Genomic DNA, 14,879 nt, shown 5'->3' on the forward strand with positions numbered 1-14,879 from the left:
GCAGACAACAAAAAGCCCGCACTAGGCGGGCTCTTTGTTTATGGTGGGTCGTGTAGGATTCGAACCTACGACCAATTGGTTAAAAGCCAACTGCTCTACCAACTGAGCTAACGACCCAAAAATGGTCGGGGTAGGGGGATTCGAACTCCCGACATCTTGCTCCCAAAGCAAGCGCGCTACCGGACTGCGCTATACCCCGATAGGAAGTTGGCTCCGCGACCTGGACTCGAACCAGGGACCCAATGATTAACAGTCATTTGCTCTACCGACTGAGCTATCGCGGAACTGCGGTGCGTATCCTACTGATTAAAAAAGAGAAGTCAACACTTTGGGGCTGACTTCTCGATCTCGTTCAGAGCACCTGAGCGATGCCCTGAGTTACCGCAGACAGGTTGCTCTGGTTCAGGGCGGCCACGCAGATACGGCCGGTGCTGACGGCATAGATGCCGAACTCGTTCTTCAGGCGCTCCACCTGCTCGGCAGTCAGGCCGGAGTAGGAGAACATGCCGCGCTGGCGGGCGACGAAGCTGAAGTCGCGTTTGGCACCGAGCGCAGCGAGCTGCTCGACCATGGCCAGGCGCATGCTGTGGATGCGCTGGCGCATTTCGCCCAGTTCCTCTTCCCACATGGCACGCAGTTCGCTGCTGCCCAGCACGCTGGCGACCACGGTGGCGCCATGGGTCGGTGGGTTGGAGTAGTTGGTACGGATCACGCGCTTGACCTGGGACAGTACGCGGCCGGCTTCTTCCTTGCTGCTGGTGACGATGGACAGGGCGCCGACGCGCTCGCCATACAGCGAGAAAGATTTGGAGAAGGAGCTGGACACCAGGAACTGCAGGCCGGATTCGGCGAACAGGCGCACGGCGAAGGCGTCCTGCTCGATGCCTTCACCGAAGCCCTGGTAGGCGATGTCGAGGAAGGGCACGTGCTCGCGCTCGCGCAGCACTTCCAATACGGCCTTCCAGTCGTCCAGAGTCAGGTCGACGCCGGTGGGGTTGTGGCAGCAGGCGTGCAGGACGACGATGGAGCGAGCCGGCAGGGCCTTGAGGTCTTCCAGCATGCCGTTGCGGTTCACACCGTTGCTGGCGGCATCGTAGTAGCGGTAGTTCTGCACCGGGAAACCGGCGGACTCGAACAGCGCGCGATGGTTTTCCCAGCTCGGATCGCTGATGGCGACCACAGCATCGGGCAGCAGGCGCTTGAGGAAGTCGGCGCCGGTCTTCAGGGCGCCGGTGCCGCCCACGGCCTGGGTGGTGACTACACGGCCTTCGGCGAGCAGTGGCGAGCCTTCGCCGAGTAGCAGTTTCTGTACTGCGCTGTCGTAGGCGGCAATGCCTTCGATCGGCAGGTAACCGCGCGGGGCGTGAGCCTCGATGCGTGCGCGCTCGGCTTCGGCGACTGCCCGTAGCAGGGGAATTCGGCCTTCTTCGGTGAAATACACGCCGACACCCAGGTTGACCTTGGTGCTGCGGGTGTCGGCGTTGAAAGCTTCGTTCAGGCCCAGGATAGGGTCGCGCGGTGCCATTTCGACGGCAGAGAACAGACTCATTTTTTGCGAGAGCTCGGAGAGGGAGGTGGGAACCGGCAACACCCAGTCAAAAGCAGAACTAGGGGGTTGCATAATCGGGCCGGTATTATAGCGGCCTAGTTTGCGCGCCGCGACAGCATGGGGACGCAATTCAATGCTTTGACGCCGGCCGCGGCGGTGCGTCACAGAGGGGCCGTTTATGTCGGAATTTCAGCTCGTCACCCGCTTCAAGCCCGCCGGCGATCAGCCGGAGGCTATCCGTCAGATGGTCGAGGGCCTGGAGGCCGGTCTGTCGCATCAGACTCTGCTGGGCGTGACCGGCTCGGGCAAGACCTTCAGCATCGCCAACGTGATCGCCCAGGTGCAGCGCCCGACCCTGGTGCTGGCGCCTAACAAGACCCTGGCCGCCCAGCTGTACGGTGAGTTCAAGAGCTTCTTCCCGAACAACTCGGTGGAGTATTTCGTCTCCTATTACGACTACTACCAGCCGGAAGCCTACGTGCCGTCGTCAGACACCTTCATCGAGAAGGATGCGTCGATCAACGATCACATTGAGCAGATGCGTCTGTCCGCGACCAAGGCGCTGATCGAGCGGCCGGACGCCATCGTGGTCACCACGGTGTCGTGCATCTACGGCCTGGGCAGCCCCGAGGAGTACCTGAAAATGGTGCTGCACCTCGACCGCGGCGACAAAATGGATCAGCGTGACCTGCTGCGCCGCCTGGCCGAACTGCAATACACCCGTAACGACATGGATTTCGCCCGTGCCACCTTCCGTGTGCGGGGCGACGTGATCGACATCTTCCCGGCGGAATCGGAGCTGGAGGCCATTCGCGTCGAGTTGTTCGATGACGAAGTGGAGAGCATCTCGGCCTTCGATCCGTTGACCGGTGAGGTGATCCAGAAACTGCCGCGCTTCACCTTCTACCCCAAAAGCCACTACGTCACGCCGCGCGAGACGCTGCTGGAGGCGGTGGAGAAGATCAAGGTCGAGCTCAAGGAGCGTCTGGACTACCTGCGCGGGGCCAACAAGCTGGTGGAGGCACAGCGTCTGGAGCAGCGCACCCGCTTCGACCTGGAGATGATCCTCGAATTGGGCTACTGCAACGGCATCGAGAACTACTCGCGCTACCTGTCCGGGCGTGGCCCGGGCGAGCCGCCGCCCACTCTTTATGACTACCTTCCGGACAAGGCCTTGCTGGTGATCGATGAGTCCCACGTCTCGGTGCCGCAGGTCGGCGCCATGTACAAGGGCGACCGTTCGCGTAAGGAAACCCTGGTGGAGTACGGCTTCCGCCTGCCCTCGGCGCTGGACAACCGGCCGATGCGCTTCGAGGAGTGGGAGGCGGCCAGTCCGCAGACCATCTTCGTCTCGGCGACGCCCGGCCCCTATGAGGCTGAACATGCCGGACGGGTGATCGAGCAGGTGGTGCGGCCGACTGGGCTGGTCGACCCCGAGGTGGAGGTGCGGCCAGCACGTACTCAGGTCGACGATCTGCTCTCCGAGATCCGTAAACGCGTGGCGGTCGAGCAGCGCGTGCTGGTCACCACCCTGACCAAGCGCATGGCCGAGGATTTGACCGACTACCTGGCCGACCACGACGTCAAGGTGCGCTACCTGCACTCGGACATCGACACGGTGGAGCGGGTGGAGATCATCCGCGACCTGCGTACCGGCGCCTTCGACGTGCTGGTGGGCATCAACCTGCTGCGCGAGGGCCTGGACATGCCCGAGGTGTCGCTGGTGGCGATCCTCGATGCGGACAAGGAGGGTTTCCTGCGCAGCGAGCGCTCGCTGATCCAGACCATCGGCCGTGCCGCGCGCAACCTGCACGGCAAGGCGATTCTCTACGCCGACAACATGACCGGCTCGATGCAGCGCGCGATTGACGAGACCGAGCGCCGGCGCAACAAGCAGATCGCCTTCAACGAGGCCAACGGCATCGTACCGAAGGGTGTGGTCAAGGACATCAAGGACATTCTCGAGGGCGCCGTGGTGCCTGGCGCACGCAGCAACAAGCGCAGGGCGGCGGCCAAGGCGGCCGAGGAGAGCGCGCGCTACGAGGCGGAACTGCGCTCGCCGAGCGAGATCAGCAAGCGTATCCGTCAGTTGGAAGAGAAGATGTACCAGTTGGCCCGCGACCTTGAGTTCGAGGCCGCGGCGCAGCTGCGGGACGAGATCCAGAAGCTGCGCGATCGCCTGTTACAGGTCTGAGGTCCGCCTCAGCCGGCCATGGACAGGCGGTTGCGGCCTTCGCGTTTGGAGACATACAGCGCGCTGTCGGCTCGGTGTTGCAGGCTGTCTGCGGATTCACCCGGCAACAGGGTGGCGCAGCCAAGGCTGATGGACAGCTCCAGAGGGCGCCCTTCGACCAGGTACTGCAGGCCCAGGATGGCCAGACGCAGGCGTTCGCCGACCATCTGGGCCGCTTCGCGTCCGGTGTTGGACAGCAGCACCAGAAACTCCTCGCCGCCATAGCGGAACACCATGTCGACATTGCGCAGGCTGTCTTTCAGTGAAGCTGCGACAGCCTTGAGTACCTGATCCCCGGTGCCGTGGCCAAAACGATCGTTGATCGACTTGAAGTGATCAATGTCCAGCATCAGCACTGACAGCGGCTGCAGGCTGCGGCTCGCGAGGTCGATTTCGCGCTGCAGGGCCTGGCTCATGGCAATGCGGTTACCGGTTTCGGTCAGCGGGTCGCGCAGTGCACTCTGCAGCGCCGAGCGGTAGAGCAGCGCGTTGCGCAGGGGGAACAGCAGGCTGGCCAGCAAGGACTCCAGCTGACCCAGCTCTTCTTCGCTGAAGCGCAGGTTGCGGCGGAAGATCAGCTCGCCGAGGTATTCGCCTTCATGGGTCAGGCGATAGCCGGCCGAATGACTGGCGCGCTCACCCAGCTCCATACGCAAGTCGGTGGCGGGTTGCTGGTAGCTCAGGGCATCCAGGGGCACCAGGCGCTGCACTTCCTGGAAGAACAGGGCCAGGATGCGATCCGCCTCCAGCGAAGTCTGCAGCTGCAGGCCGAGCTGCTGGCGCAGCTGGGCCAGGCTCACAGGCTTGGCGGCAGGCTGGGTGCGGCGGGCATAACCCAGGCGCTGCAGCTTGGCGGCATCGAAATCGATGGTGTTGGACTGGGTGTGCTGGATCATGGAGCTGAACCTCTGGCGCAAAGCGCGTTGACGCCAGGGGTAAAGCTATTTTTGTGCCAATGAAATAAATATCAATTAAATCATTGGTTTAGAGTTATTTTTAGAGAGTGAGAGGCAGCGTATTGCCGGTTGTTTGGCGGGTATGCTGGCAAAACAATGCCGCCGCGTCAGGGATGCCGGAAAACCGGCACCCTTTCGTCATCACTGAGCGTTGAAGGCCTGGCCGTTAACCCCATGGCTGTCCGGTCCCATCAGGTAGAGGTAGACCGGCATGATCTCCTCCGGCAGCGGATTGTTCGCGGGGTTCTCTCCCGGGTAGGCCTGGGCGCGCATGCCGGTGCGGGTAGCGCCGGGGTTGATGCTGTTGGCACGCACCTTGGCGATACCGTCGACTTCGTCGGCCAGGGTCTGCATCAAGCCCTCGGTGGCGAACTTGGATACGCCATAGGCGCCCCAATAGGCGCGGCCCTTGCGGCCGACGCTGCTGGAGGTGAACACCACCGAGGCGTCTTCGGACAGCTTGAGCAGCGGCAGCAGGGTGCTGGTGAGCATGAACATGGCATTGACGTTGATCTGCATGACACGCATGAAATTGTCGCCGGACAGCTGTTCCAGCGGCGTGCGCGGCCCGACGATGGCGGCGTTGTGCAACAGGCCGTCGAGGCGGCCGAACTCAGCTTCGACGGTGGCAGCCAGTTCGTCGTATTGGTGGGGCAGGGCGGTCTCCAGGTTGAACGGGATCACCACGGGCTGCGGATGGCCTGCGGCATCGATCTCGTCGTAGACCTGATTGAGGTTTTCCTCGGTCTTGCCCAGCAGAAGTACGGTGGCGCCATGGGCGGCGAAGGTCTTGGCGGCCGCAGCGCCTATGCCGCGGCCAGCGCCGGTGACCAGGATCACGCGGTCTTTGAGCAGGTCGGGGCGGGCTTGGTAGTCGAACATGCTTGGTATCTCGTTATGCGTAGGTTGGGTAGAGCCGCGCAGGTTCAGCGCAGCGCAGCCCAATGAGTCAGCAACTGCAGAGTGCGCGATCCAGCAGGGCGCGTAGCTCCAGGGGATGATCCACCACGACATCGGCGCCCCAGTGACGCGGATTGTCCTCGGGATGGATATAGCCATAGGTGACGGCGGCGGTCTTGCAGCCGGCGGCGCGCCCGGCTTCGATATCACGGGCGTCGTCACCGACAAACAAGGTGTCCTGCGGTGCGACACCGATTTTCTTGCAGGCCAGCAGCAACATGTCCGGCGCCGGCTTGCTGCGTGGCACATGGTCCGGGCAGACCAGGACGGCGGAGCGCTCGGCCAGCGCCAGTTGTTGCATGATCGGCTCGGCGAAAATCACCGGTTTATTGGTGGCCACGCCCCAGATCAGGCGCGATGCCTCGATGTCGGCAAGTAGTTCTGGCATGCCGTCGAATGGCTTGCTCAGTACGGCGCAGTGTTCACGATAGCGCTCGAGGAACTCCAGGCGCAGCGCTTCGAAACCCGCTGTACCGATCTCGATACCGAAAGTTGCACACACCATGGCACGAGCCCCGCCGGAAACCACGTCGCGGATACGTTGCTCGTCGACGGGAGGCAGGTCACGGGCGGTGCGCATGGCCTGGCACACCGCGACAAAGTCTGGTGCGGTGTCCAGCAGGGTGCCGTCCATGTCGAAAAGCACGGCTTGCAGGGCCATTCGCCTTACTCCTCGCGCAGGGTCTGGATCATGTAGTTGACGTCCACGTCCGCCGCCAGCTTGTAGCGCTTGGTCAGCGGGTTATAGGTCAGGCCGATGATGTCCTTGACCTGCAGACCGGCGGCGCGGCTCCAGGCGCCCAGTTCCGAGGGGCGGATGAACTTCCTGAAATCATGGGTGCCGCGCGGCAGCAGGCGCATGATGTATTCGGCGCCGACGATGGCAAACAGATAGGCCTTGGGGGTGCGGTTGATGGTGGAGAAGAACACCTGGCCGCCGGGTTTGACCATCTTGTAGCAGGCGCGGATTACCGAGGACGGGTCCGGCACGTGTTCGAGCATTTCCAGGCAGGTAACCACGTCGAACTGGCCGGGCATTTCCTCGGCCAGGGCTTCGGCGGTGATTTGTCGGTATTCCACCGCCACGCCGGATTCCAGCTGGTGCAGTTGGGCTACCGCCAGCGGCGCTTCGCCCATGTCGATGCCGGTGACGGTGGCGCCGCGTTGGGCCATGGATTCGCTGAGGATGCCGCCGCCGCAGCCGACGTCCAGCACTTTCTTTCCGGCCAGGCCGACGCGCTCGTCGATCCAGTTGACCCGCAGCGGGTTGATGTCATGCAGCGGCTTGAACTCGCTTTCGCGGTCCCACCAGCGGTGGGCGAGGGCCTCGAATTTGGCGATTTCGGCGTGGTCGACGTTGCTCATGGCGTGCTCTTAAAAAGTCTTGAAGGCGAATTCAGTGTCTGGCGGCGATGCGCTCGCCCCAGGCGCGTGCGTTGGCGATGATGCGCTGCTCGTCCAGGCGCGTCAGGTGGCCGTCGTCGAGCAGTGGTTTGCCGCCGACCCACAGATGCTTCACGCAGCTGCGTCCGCCGGCATAGATCAGTTGTGATACCGGGTCGTAGACCGGCTGCTGAGCCAGACCGGACAGGTCGAAAGCGGCCAGGTCGGCCAGCTTGCCGGCTTCCAGCGAACCGATCTCGGCGTCCAGGCCCAAGGCTCGGGCGCCATTCAGGGTGGCCATGCGCAATGCCGCATGGGCGTTGAGGGCCGTCGCGCTGCCGGCCACGGCCTTGGCCAGCAGGGCAGCGGTGCGGGTTTCACCGAGCAGGTCCAGGTCGTTGTTGCTGGCCGCGCCGTCGGTACCGATGGCAACGTTGACCCCGGCCTGCCACAGCTTCTCCACCGGGCAGAAGCCGCTGGCCAGCTTGAGGTTGGATTCGGGGCAGTGGATCACGCTGCTGTTGCTTTCCACCAGCAGCTCGATGTCCTCGTCGCTGATCTGGGTCATGTGCACGGCCTGGAAGCGCGGGCCCAGCAGGCCCAGGTCGGCCAGCCGCTGCAGCGGGCGCACGCCGCGCTGCTCCAGGCTCTGCTGCACTTCGAAGGCGGTCTCGTGAACGTGCATGTGAATACCGGCGTCGAGTTCCTCGGCCAGCATCAGCACCTGTTGCAGTTTGTCGTCACTGACCGAGTAGGGCGCGTGTGGGCCGAAGGCGACTTTGATGCGCGGGTGCTGCTTGAGGTCGTCGAACAGGCGCAGGCCCTTGCGCAGGGCTTCTTCGGCATCGCGTGCGCCCGGGGTGGGGAAATCCAGCACGGGAATGGTCAGCTGGGCGCGCATGCCGCTCTTGTGCACCAGCTCGCTGGCCACTTCTGGAAAGAAGTACATGTCGGAGAAGCAGCTGACGCCGCTCTTAAGCTGCTCGGCAATGGCCAATTCGGTACCGTCGCGCACGAAGCTCTCGTCGACCCACTTGGCCTCGGCAGGCCAGATGTGGTCCTGCAGCCAGTTCATCAGCGGCAGATCGTCGGCCAGGCCGCGGAACAGGGTCATGGCGGCATGGCCGTGGGCGTTGACCAGGCCGGGGGTGAGCACGCAGTTCGGCAGCTCGCGCACTTGCATGGCCGGATGGCGCAGTGCCTCAGCGCGCGGAGCGATCAAGGCAATGCGGCCGTCGCGAATGCCCAGGCCGTGATCACGCAGCACCACGCCGGCAGGCTCGACCGGCACCAGCCAGCTGGGCAGGAGCAGCAGGTCGAACGGCTGGCGGGGCTCGGGCATGGCATTTATCCAGGCAAATAAAAAGTTGCGGCAGTATAACTGAGAACCTATCGGTGATCCGCCCAGCGCGCTGCTTGTGCGGATTTGTCGCTGTCGCCGCCCAATGCTGATCATGGCAGCGCGGCGCTGGCTCTGGGTCGTTATACTTCGCGACTTTTTGTTTCAGCTTGTTGGGGATGTGATGCGCGACGAACTGCTGGCAGCGGAGAGGGTAAAGGCCATCGAATGGTGCGGCGGCACGTTGCGCTTGTTGGATCAGCGCGCGTTACCGCATGAGGAAACCTGGCTGAGCTATGACTCGGCGGCAGGTGTGGCTGAGGCCATTCGCAGCATGGTGGTGCGCGGCGCGCCGGCTATCGGTATCGCCGCTGCTTTCGGGCTGGTGTTGGGGGCGCGCGCGCGTATGGCGGCAGGTGGCGACTGGCAGGCGGAGTTGGAGGAGGACTTCAAGGTGCTGGCCGCCTCAAGGCCGACGGCGGTCAACCTGTCCTGGGCGCTGGAACGCATGCGTGAACGTGTGCAACGTGTAAAGGATGATGAAGAGGTGCTGGCAGCGCTGGAAGCCGAAGCGCTAGGCATTCTGGAAAGCGACCGCGAGGCTAATCTGACCATGGCTCAGTTGGGCATGGAGCTGATTCGAAAGCATCAGGCTGCTCCCCAGCGGTTGATGACACATTGCAATGCCGGTGCGCTGGCGACCGGTGGTTTTGGTACGGCGCTGGGGGTGATTCGTGCGGCCCATGCGGCAGGGTTAGTCGAACGGGTCTATGCCAACGAGACGCGTCCCTGGTTGCAGGGTTCGCGCCTCACCGCTTGGGAGCTGGTAGGCGACGGTGTGCCGGTCAGCCTGAATGTCGATTCCGCCGCCGCTCATTTGATGAAGGCTGGCGATATTACCTGGGTCATCGTCGGGGCGGATCGCATCAGCGCCAATGGCGATGTGGCCAACAAAATCGGTACCTACCAGCTGGCGGTCAACGCCATGCACCATGGCGTACGCTTCATGGTGGTGGCCCCCAGTTCGACCATCGATATGAGTCTGGAGGAGGGCGAGGACATTCCCATCGAAGAGCGTGACAGTCGCGAATTGCTGGAAGTGGCCGGTCGGCGCGTTGCTGCTGATGTGGATGCGCTCAATCCGGTATTCGATGTGACGCCCGCCGACCTGATCGACGCGATCGTCACCGAAAAGGGAGTTATCGAGCGACCGGATGCGGCGAAAATGGCACAGCTCATGTGCCGCAAGCGGTTGCACTGAGCCGGCTGGGCGGGGTAGGTGCGGGGCTTGTGCTGTGGTAAGCTCCGGCAGTTTTCCGACGGCCCCGTGCGGGTCGTCCCACTAGCGCGAATTGTTGGCTTAACTCGTTGATTTGCTGTGAATCGCTGCTGAATAGAGCGCGGCCACGGCGGACTCCGGTCTCACCTAGGAAGGGTGTGACGGGGTTTCACCAGAATAAGGAACCAGGCTTCTCATGGGCGAACTGGCCAAAGAAATCCTCCCGGTCAATATCGAAGACGAGCTGAAACAGTCCTACCTCGACTATGCGATGAGCGTGATCGTCGGGCGTGCGCTGCCGGATGCGCGTGATGGCTTGAAGCCAGTGCACCGCCGTGTGCTCTACGCCATGAGCGAGCTGGGCAACGACTGGAACAAGCCGTACAAGAAGTCCGCCCGTGTGGTCGGTGACGTGATCGGTAAGTACCACCCGCACGGCGACACGGCTGTCTACGACACCATCGTGCGTATGGCCCAGCCTTTCTCCCTGCGCTACATGCTGGTCGATGGCCAGGGCAACTTCGGTTCGGTGGATGGCGACAACGCTGCGGCCATGCGTTACACCGAAGTACGCATGGCCAAGTTGGCTCATGAGCTGCTGGCCGATCTGGACAAGGAAACCGTCGACTGGGTGCCCAACTACGATGGCACCGAGCAGATCCCGGCGGTCATGCCGACCAAGATCCCCAATCTGCTGGTCAACGGTTCGTCCGGTATTGCCGTGGGCATGGCGACCAACATTCCGCCACATAACCTCACCGAGGTGATCGACGGCTGCCTGGCGCTGATCGACAACCCCGAGCTGACTGTCGATGAGCTGATGCAGTACATCCCCGGCCCGGACTTTCCGACCGCAGGCATCATCAACGGTCGCGCCGGCATCATTGAGGCCTACCGCACCGGTCGCGGGCGCATTTACATGCGTGCCCGTGCGACGATCGAGGACATGGAGAAGGGCGGCAATCGCCAGCAGATCATCGTTACTGAGCTGCCCTACCAGCTGAACAAGGCGCGCCTGATCGAGAAGATCGCCGAGCTGGTTAAAGAGAAGAAGATCGAAGGCATCACTGAACTGCGCGACGAATCCGACAAGGACGGTATGCGCGTTGTCATCGAACTGCGTCGCGGCGAAGTCGGCGAGGTGGTGCTGAACAACCTCTACGCCCAGACCCAGATGCAGAGCGTGTTCGGTATCAACGTGGTGGCTCTGGTCGACGGCCAGCCGCGCACGCTGAACCTGAAAGACATGCTCGAGGTGTTCGTTCGTCACCGCCGTGAAGTGGTCACCCGTCGCACCGTCTACGAGCTGCGCAAGGCGCGCGAGCGCGGCCACATCCTCGAAGGCCAGGCAGTTGCCCTGTCCAACATCGACCCGGTGATCGAGCTGATCAAGGCTTCGCCGACCCCGGCTGAGGCCAAGGAACGCTTGATCGCCACTGCCTGGGAATCCAGTGCCGTGGAGGCCATGGTCGAGCGCGCCGGCGCCGACTCCTGCCGCCCGGAAGATCTGGATCCGCAGTACGGCCTGCGTGAGGGCAAGTACTACCTGTCGCCGGAGCAGGCCCAGGCCATCCTCGAGCTGCGCCTGCACCGTCTGACCGGCCTTGAACACGAGAAGCTGCTGGCCGAGTACCAGGAAATCCTCACCCAGATTGGCGAGCTGATTCGCATCCTGACCAGCCCCGAGCGTCTGATGGAAGTCATCCGCGAGGAGCTGGAGAAGGTCAAGGCCGAATTCGGCGATGCGCGTCGTACTGAGATCATGGCCTCGCAGATGGACTTGACCATCGCCGACCTGATCACCGAGGAAGAACGCGTCGTCACCATCTCCCACGGCGGCTATGCCAAGTCCCAGCCGCTGCATGCCTACCAGGCGCAGCGTCGTGGCGGCAAGGGCAAGTCGGCCACCGGGGTGAAAGACGAGGACTACATCGAGCACCTGCTGGTCGCCAACAGCCACGCTACCTTGCTGCTGTTCTCCAGCAAGGGCAAGGTCTACTGGCTGCGTACCTTCGAGATTCCTGAGGCCTCACGCACTGCGCGGGGGCGTCCGCTGGTCAACCTGCTACCGCTGGATGAGGGTGAGCGCATCACCGCGATGCTGCAGATCGACCTGGAGGCCGTGCGTGCTCGCTTCGCCGACGAAGAAAGCGATGACGATGATGTGGTTGCCGAGCAGGTTGCCGACGTGGTCGAGCTAGAGGATGCCGAAGAGGGCGATGATGCCGACTTCAGTCAGGATGAGCCGACCGGTGCCTACATCTTTATGGCGACTGCCTACGGTACGGTGAAGAAAACCCCGCTGATCCAGTTCACCAAGCCGCGTTCCAACGGTCTGATCGCCCTGAAACTGGAAGAGGGTGACTCGCTGATCGCCGCAGCTATCACCGATGGCTCCAAGGACGTCATGATGTTCTCCGACGCCGGCAAGGTGATCCGCTTCAAGGAAAGCAAGGTGCGCACCATGAGCCGTATCGCTCGCGGCGTGCGTGGTATGCGCCTGGCCGGCGAGCAACGCATCATTTCTATGCTGATTCCGGAAGCAGGTGCGCAGATTCTTACCGCCTCCGCACGCGGCTATGGCAAGCGCACCCCGCTGGCCGACTACCCGCGTCGTGGTCGTGGTGGCCAGGGCGTTATCGCCATGGTGATCAACGAGCGTAACGGCAAGCTGGTCGGTGCTGTGCAGGTGCTGGACGGTGAGGAAATCATGCTGATTTCCGATCAGGGCACCCTGGTGCGTACCCGTGTCGATGAAGTCCGTGGTGCGGGCCGTAACACCCAGGGCGTGATCCTGATCAAGCTGGCCGAGGACGAGACCCTGGTTGGCCTGGAGCGCGTGCAGGAGCCGTCCGGCGGCGACGAAGACGAGCTGGAAGCGCTGGAAGGCGAAATCAGTGAGCTGAACGAAGAAACGGTGACCGAGGCCGAAGAAGGCGCGCAAACCGGTAACAGCGAAGAGTGAGAGAGTCGAAGTGAGCAAACGCGCCCATAACTTCTGCGCCGGCCCGGCCGCGCTTCCCACCGCCGTGCTGGAGCGTGCCCAGGCGGAGATGCTCGACTGGCAGGGCAAGGGTTTGTCCGTGATGGAAATGAGCCACCGTAGCGACGAGTACGTGGCCATCGCCGAGAAGGCCGAACAGGATCTGCGTGACCTGCTGAGCATTCCTAGCGATTACAAGGTGCTGTTCCTGCAGGGCGGGGCCAGCCAGCAGTTCGCCGAGATCCCGCTCAACCTGCTGCCGGAAGATGGCGTGGCCGACTATATCGAGACCGGTATCTGGTCGAAGAAGGCCATCGAGGAGGCGCAGCGTTACGGCAGCATCAACGTTGCGGCCAGCGCCAAGGGCTACGACTACTTTGCCATTCCCGGGCAGAACGAGTGGCAGCTGTCGAAAGACGCTGCCTATGTACACTACGCCAGCAACGAGACCATTGGTGGCCTGCAGTTCGACTGGATCCCCGAGGTGGGCGATACCCCGCTGGTGGTGGATATGTCCTCGGACATCCTCTCCCGTGAGATCGACGTCTCCAAGTTCGGCCTGATCTACGCCGGCGCGCAGAAGAACATCGGCCCGAGCGGCCTGGTCGTTGCGATCATCCGCGAAGACCTGCTGGGCCGCGCCCGCAGCGTCTGCCCGACCATGCTCAACTACAAGGTCGCCGCCGATAACGGCTCCATGTACAACACCCCGGCCACCTATTCCTGGTACCTCTCCGGTCTGGTCTTCGAGTGGCTGAAGGAGCAGGGCGGCGTGACCGCGATGGAGCAGCGCAACAAGGCCAAGAAGGACCTGTTGTACAAGGCCATTGATGCCAGCGATTTCTACAGCAACCCGATCCAGCCGAGCGCCCGCTCCTGGATGAACGTGCCGTTCCGCCTGGCCGACGAGAAGCTGGACAAGGCTTTCCTGGCTGGCGCTGAAGCGCGCGGCCTGCTCAACCTCAAGGGGCATCGTTCGGTGGGCGGCATGCGTGCCTCCATCTACAACGCCACCGGCCTGGATGCCGTGGAGACCCTGGTGGCCTACATGGCCGAGTTCGAGAAGGAGCACGGCTGATGAGTGACGTCGATCAGCTCAAGGCGCTGCGGGTTCGCATCGACAGCCTCGACGAAAAGATCCTCGACCTGATCAGCGAGCGAGCGCGCTGCGCCCAGGACGTGGCGCGGGTCAAGATGCAGTCCCTGCCGGAAGGCGAGAAGCCAGTGTTTTACCGCCCCGAGCGCGAAGCCTGGGTGCTCAAGCACATCATGGAGCTGAACAAAGGCCCGCTGGACAACGAGGAGATGGCGCGGCTGTTCCGCGAAATCATGTCCTCCTGCCTGGCCCTGGAGCAGCCGCTCAAGGTCGCATACCTTGGCCCGGAAGGCACCTTCAGCCAGGCCGCGGCGATGAAGCATTTCGGCCACTCGGTAATCAGCGTGCCGATGGCCGCCATTGACGAGGTGTTCCGCGAAGTGGCTGCCGGGGCGGTCAACTTCGGCGTGGTGCCGGTGGAGAACTCCACTGAGGGTGCGATCAACCACACCCTGGATAGCTTCCTCGAACACGACATGGTGATCTGCGGCGAGGTGGAGCTGCGCATCCACCACCACCTGCTGGTCGGTGATACCACCAAGCCTGACAAGATCACCCGTATCTACTCCCACGCCCAGTCCCTGGCCCAGTGCCGCAAGTGGCTGGATGCACACTACCCGAACGTCGAGCGCGTAGCGGTGTCGAGCAACGCGGATGCGGCCAAGCGGGTGAAGAGTGAGTGGAATTCGGCGGCGATCGCCGGCGATATGGCGGCCAATCTCTACGGTCTGACCAAGCTGCAGGAGAAGATCGAGGATCGCCCGGACAACTCCACGCGCTTCCTCATAATCGGCAGCCAGGAAGTGCCGCCGACCGGCGACGACAAGACCTCGGTCATCGTCTCCATGCGCAACAAGCCGGGCGCCCTGCACGAGCTGCTGGTGCCGTTCCACACCAACGGCATCGACCTGACCCGTATCGAGACTCGCCCGTCGCGCAGCGGCAAGTGGACCTACGTGTTCTTCATCGACTTTGTCGGCCATCACCGTGATCCGCTGATCAAGGATGTGCTGGAAAAGATCAATGGTGAAGCCGTCGCCTTGAAAGTGCTGGGCTCCTACCCGAAAGCGGTTCTATGAGCCGAGTGACTGTTTGAGGTGA

Annotated in this window: 11 protein-coding genes and 3 tRNA genes; 5 read left to right on the forward strand and 9 right to left on the reverse strand. The window is 62.9% G+C overall.

Features of this window, described 5'->3' with window-relative positions; translation table 11 throughout:
* Positions 1–41 precede the first annotated feature (41 nt).
* The 4 genes from P7A97_RS11550 to P7A97_RS11565 all read right to left on the reverse strand — a co-directional run bounded on the left by P7A97_RS11550 (position 42) and on the right by P7A97_RS11565 (position 1,549).
* Positions 42–117 (reverse strand) — tRNA-Lys (locus P7A97_RS11550).
* A gap of 5 nt (positions 118–122) precedes the next feature.
* Positions 123–199, reverse strand: a tRNA-Pro gene (locus P7A97_RS11555).
* A 9-nt stretch (positions 200–208) separates the two neighbouring features.
* Positions 209–284 (reverse strand) — tRNA-Asn (locus P7A97_RS11560).
* Positions 285–352: 68 nt separating this feature from the next.
* Complete coding sequence (locus tag P7A97_RS11565; protein WP_277690093.1) at positions 353–1,549, reverse strand: amino acid aminotransferase; 1,197 nt, start codon at positions 1,547–1,549, stop codon at positions 353–355.
* Between the two features lie 178 nt (positions 1,550–1,727).
* Between P7A97_RS11565 and uvrB the strand changes: the two genes are divergently transcribed.
* Positions 1,728–3,743: an excinuclease ABC subunit UvrB gene (gene uvrB, locus P7A97_RS11570; RefSeq protein ID WP_277690094.1), complete on the forward strand. Its 2,016-nt coding sequence runs from the start codon at positions 1,728–1,730 to the stop codon at positions 3,741–3,743.
* 8 nt (positions 3,744–3,751) lie between these two features.
* Here uvrB and P7A97_RS11575 read toward each other — a convergent pair whose 3' ends face one another.
* The 5 genes from P7A97_RS11575 to P7A97_RS11595 all read right to left on the reverse strand — a co-directional run bounded on the left by P7A97_RS11575 (position 3,752) and on the right by P7A97_RS11595 (position 8,423).
* Positions 3,752–4,678, reverse strand: a complete 927-nt coding sequence (locus P7A97_RS11575) for a GGDEF domain-containing protein (RefSeq protein WP_277690095.1) — start codon at positions 4,676–4,678, stop codon at positions 3,752–3,754.
* A 201-nt stretch (positions 4,679–4,879) separates the two neighbouring features.
* The gene (locus P7A97_RS11580) at positions 4,880–5,620 is read right to left on the reverse strand and encodes a YciK family oxidoreductase (RefSeq protein ID WP_277690096.1); all 741 of its coding nucleotides are present in this window, start codon (positions 5,618–5,620) and stop codon (positions 4,880–4,882) included.
* A 67-nt stretch (positions 5,621–5,687) separates the two neighbouring features.
* On the reverse strand, positions 5,688–6,359 hold the full coding sequence (gene mupP / locus P7A97_RS11585) for an N-acetylmuramic acid 6-phosphate phosphatase MupP (RefSeq protein WP_277690097.1): 672 nt from the start codon (positions 6,357–6,359) through the stop codon (positions 5,688–5,690).
* Positions 6,360–6,364: 5 nt separating this feature from the next.
* The gene (gene ubiG / locus P7A97_RS11590; protein WP_277690098.1) at positions 6,365–7,063 is read right to left on the reverse strand and encodes a bifunctional 2-polyprenyl-6-hydroxyphenol methylase/3-demethylubiquinol 3-O-methyltransferase UbiG; all 699 of its coding nucleotides are present in this window, start codon (positions 7,061–7,063) and stop codon (positions 6,365–6,367) included.
* A gap of 31 nt (positions 7,064–7,094) precedes the next feature.
* Complete coding sequence (locus P7A97_RS11595; RefSeq protein WP_277690099.1) at positions 7,095–8,423, reverse strand: TRZ/ATZ family hydrolase; 1,329 nt, start codon at positions 8,421–8,423, stop codon at positions 7,095–7,097.
* 181 nt (positions 8,424–8,604) lie between these two features.
* Between P7A97_RS11595 and mtnA the strand changes: the two genes are divergently transcribed.
* The 4 genes from mtnA to pheA all read left to right on the forward strand — a co-directional run bounded on the left by mtnA (position 8,605) and on the right by pheA (position 14,857).
* Positions 8,605–9,681 carry an S-methyl-5-thioribose-1-phosphate isomerase gene (mtnA, locus tag P7A97_RS11600; RefSeq protein WP_277690202.1) on the forward strand — a complete coding sequence of 359 codons (1,077 nt, stop codon included), beginning with the start codon at positions 8,605–8,607 and terminating at the stop codon, positions 9,679–9,681.
* Between the two features lie 214 nt (positions 9,682–9,895).
* Positions 9,896–12,664, forward strand: coding sequence for a DNA gyrase subunit A (gyrA, locus tag P7A97_RS11605; RefSeq protein ID WP_277690100.1), 2,769 nt, complete (start codon positions 9,896–9,898; stop codon positions 12,662–12,664).
* A 10-nt stretch (positions 12,665–12,674) separates the two neighbouring features.
* Complete coding sequence (gene serC, locus P7A97_RS11610) at positions 12,675–13,760, forward strand: 3-phosphoserine/phosphohydroxythreonine transaminase (protein WP_277690101.1); 1,086 nt, start codon at positions 12,675–12,677, stop codon at positions 13,758–13,760.
* Positions 13,760–14,857, forward strand: coding sequence for a prephenate dehydratase (pheA, locus tag P7A97_RS11615; protein ID WP_277690103.1), 1,098 nt, complete (start codon positions 13,760–13,762; stop codon positions 14,855–14,857). Before serC ends, pheA begins: the two co-directional genes overlap by 1 nt.
* Positions 14,858–14,879 lie beyond the last annotated feature (22 nt).

This window comes from Pseudomonas sp. GOM6 (assembly GCF_029537485.1).
In the GTDB taxonomy this organism is placed as follows: Bacteria; Pseudomonadota; Gammaproteobacteria; order Pseudomonadales; family Pseudomonadaceae; genus Aquipseudomonas.

Coding starts and splice junctions, on each gene's coding strand:
- P7A97_RS11580 (WP_277690096.1), bottom strand. CDS start 5,620: ATGTTCGACTACCAAGCCCGCCCCGACCTGCTCAAAGACCGCGTGATC.
- pheA (WP_277690103.1), top strand. CDS start 13,760: ATGAGTGACGTCGATCAGCTCAAGGCGCTGCGGGTTCGCATCGACAGC.
- P7A97_RS11575 (WP_277690095.1), bottom strand. CDS start 4,678: ATGATCCAGCACACCCAGTCCAACACCATCGATTTCGATGCCGCCAAG.
- P7A97_RS11595 (WP_277690099.1), bottom strand. CDS start 8,423: ATGCCCGAGCCCCGCCAGCCGTTCGACCTGCTGCTCCTGCCCAGCTGG.
- uvrB (WP_277690094.1), top strand. CDS start 1,728: ATGTCGGAATTTCAGCTCGTCACCCGCTTCAAGCCCGCCGGCGATCAG.
- P7A97_RS11565 (WP_277690093.1), bottom strand. CDS start 1,549: ATGAGTCTGTTCTCTGCCGTCGAAATGGCACCGCGCGACCCTATCCTG.
- ubiG (WP_277690098.1), bottom strand. CDS start 7,063: ATGAGCAACGTCGACCACGCCGAAATCGCCAAATTCGAGGCCCTCGCC.
- mupP (WP_277690097.1), bottom strand. CDS start 6,359: ATGGCCCTGCAAGCCGTGCTTTTCGACATGGACGGCACCCTGCTGGAC.
- mtnA (WP_277690202.1), top strand. CDS start 8,605: ATGCGCGACGAACTGCTGGCAGCGGAGAGGGTAAAGGCCATCGAATGG.
- gyrA (WP_277690100.1), top strand. CDS start 9,896: ATGGGCGAACTGGCCAAAGAAATCCTCCCGGTCAATATCGAAGACGAG.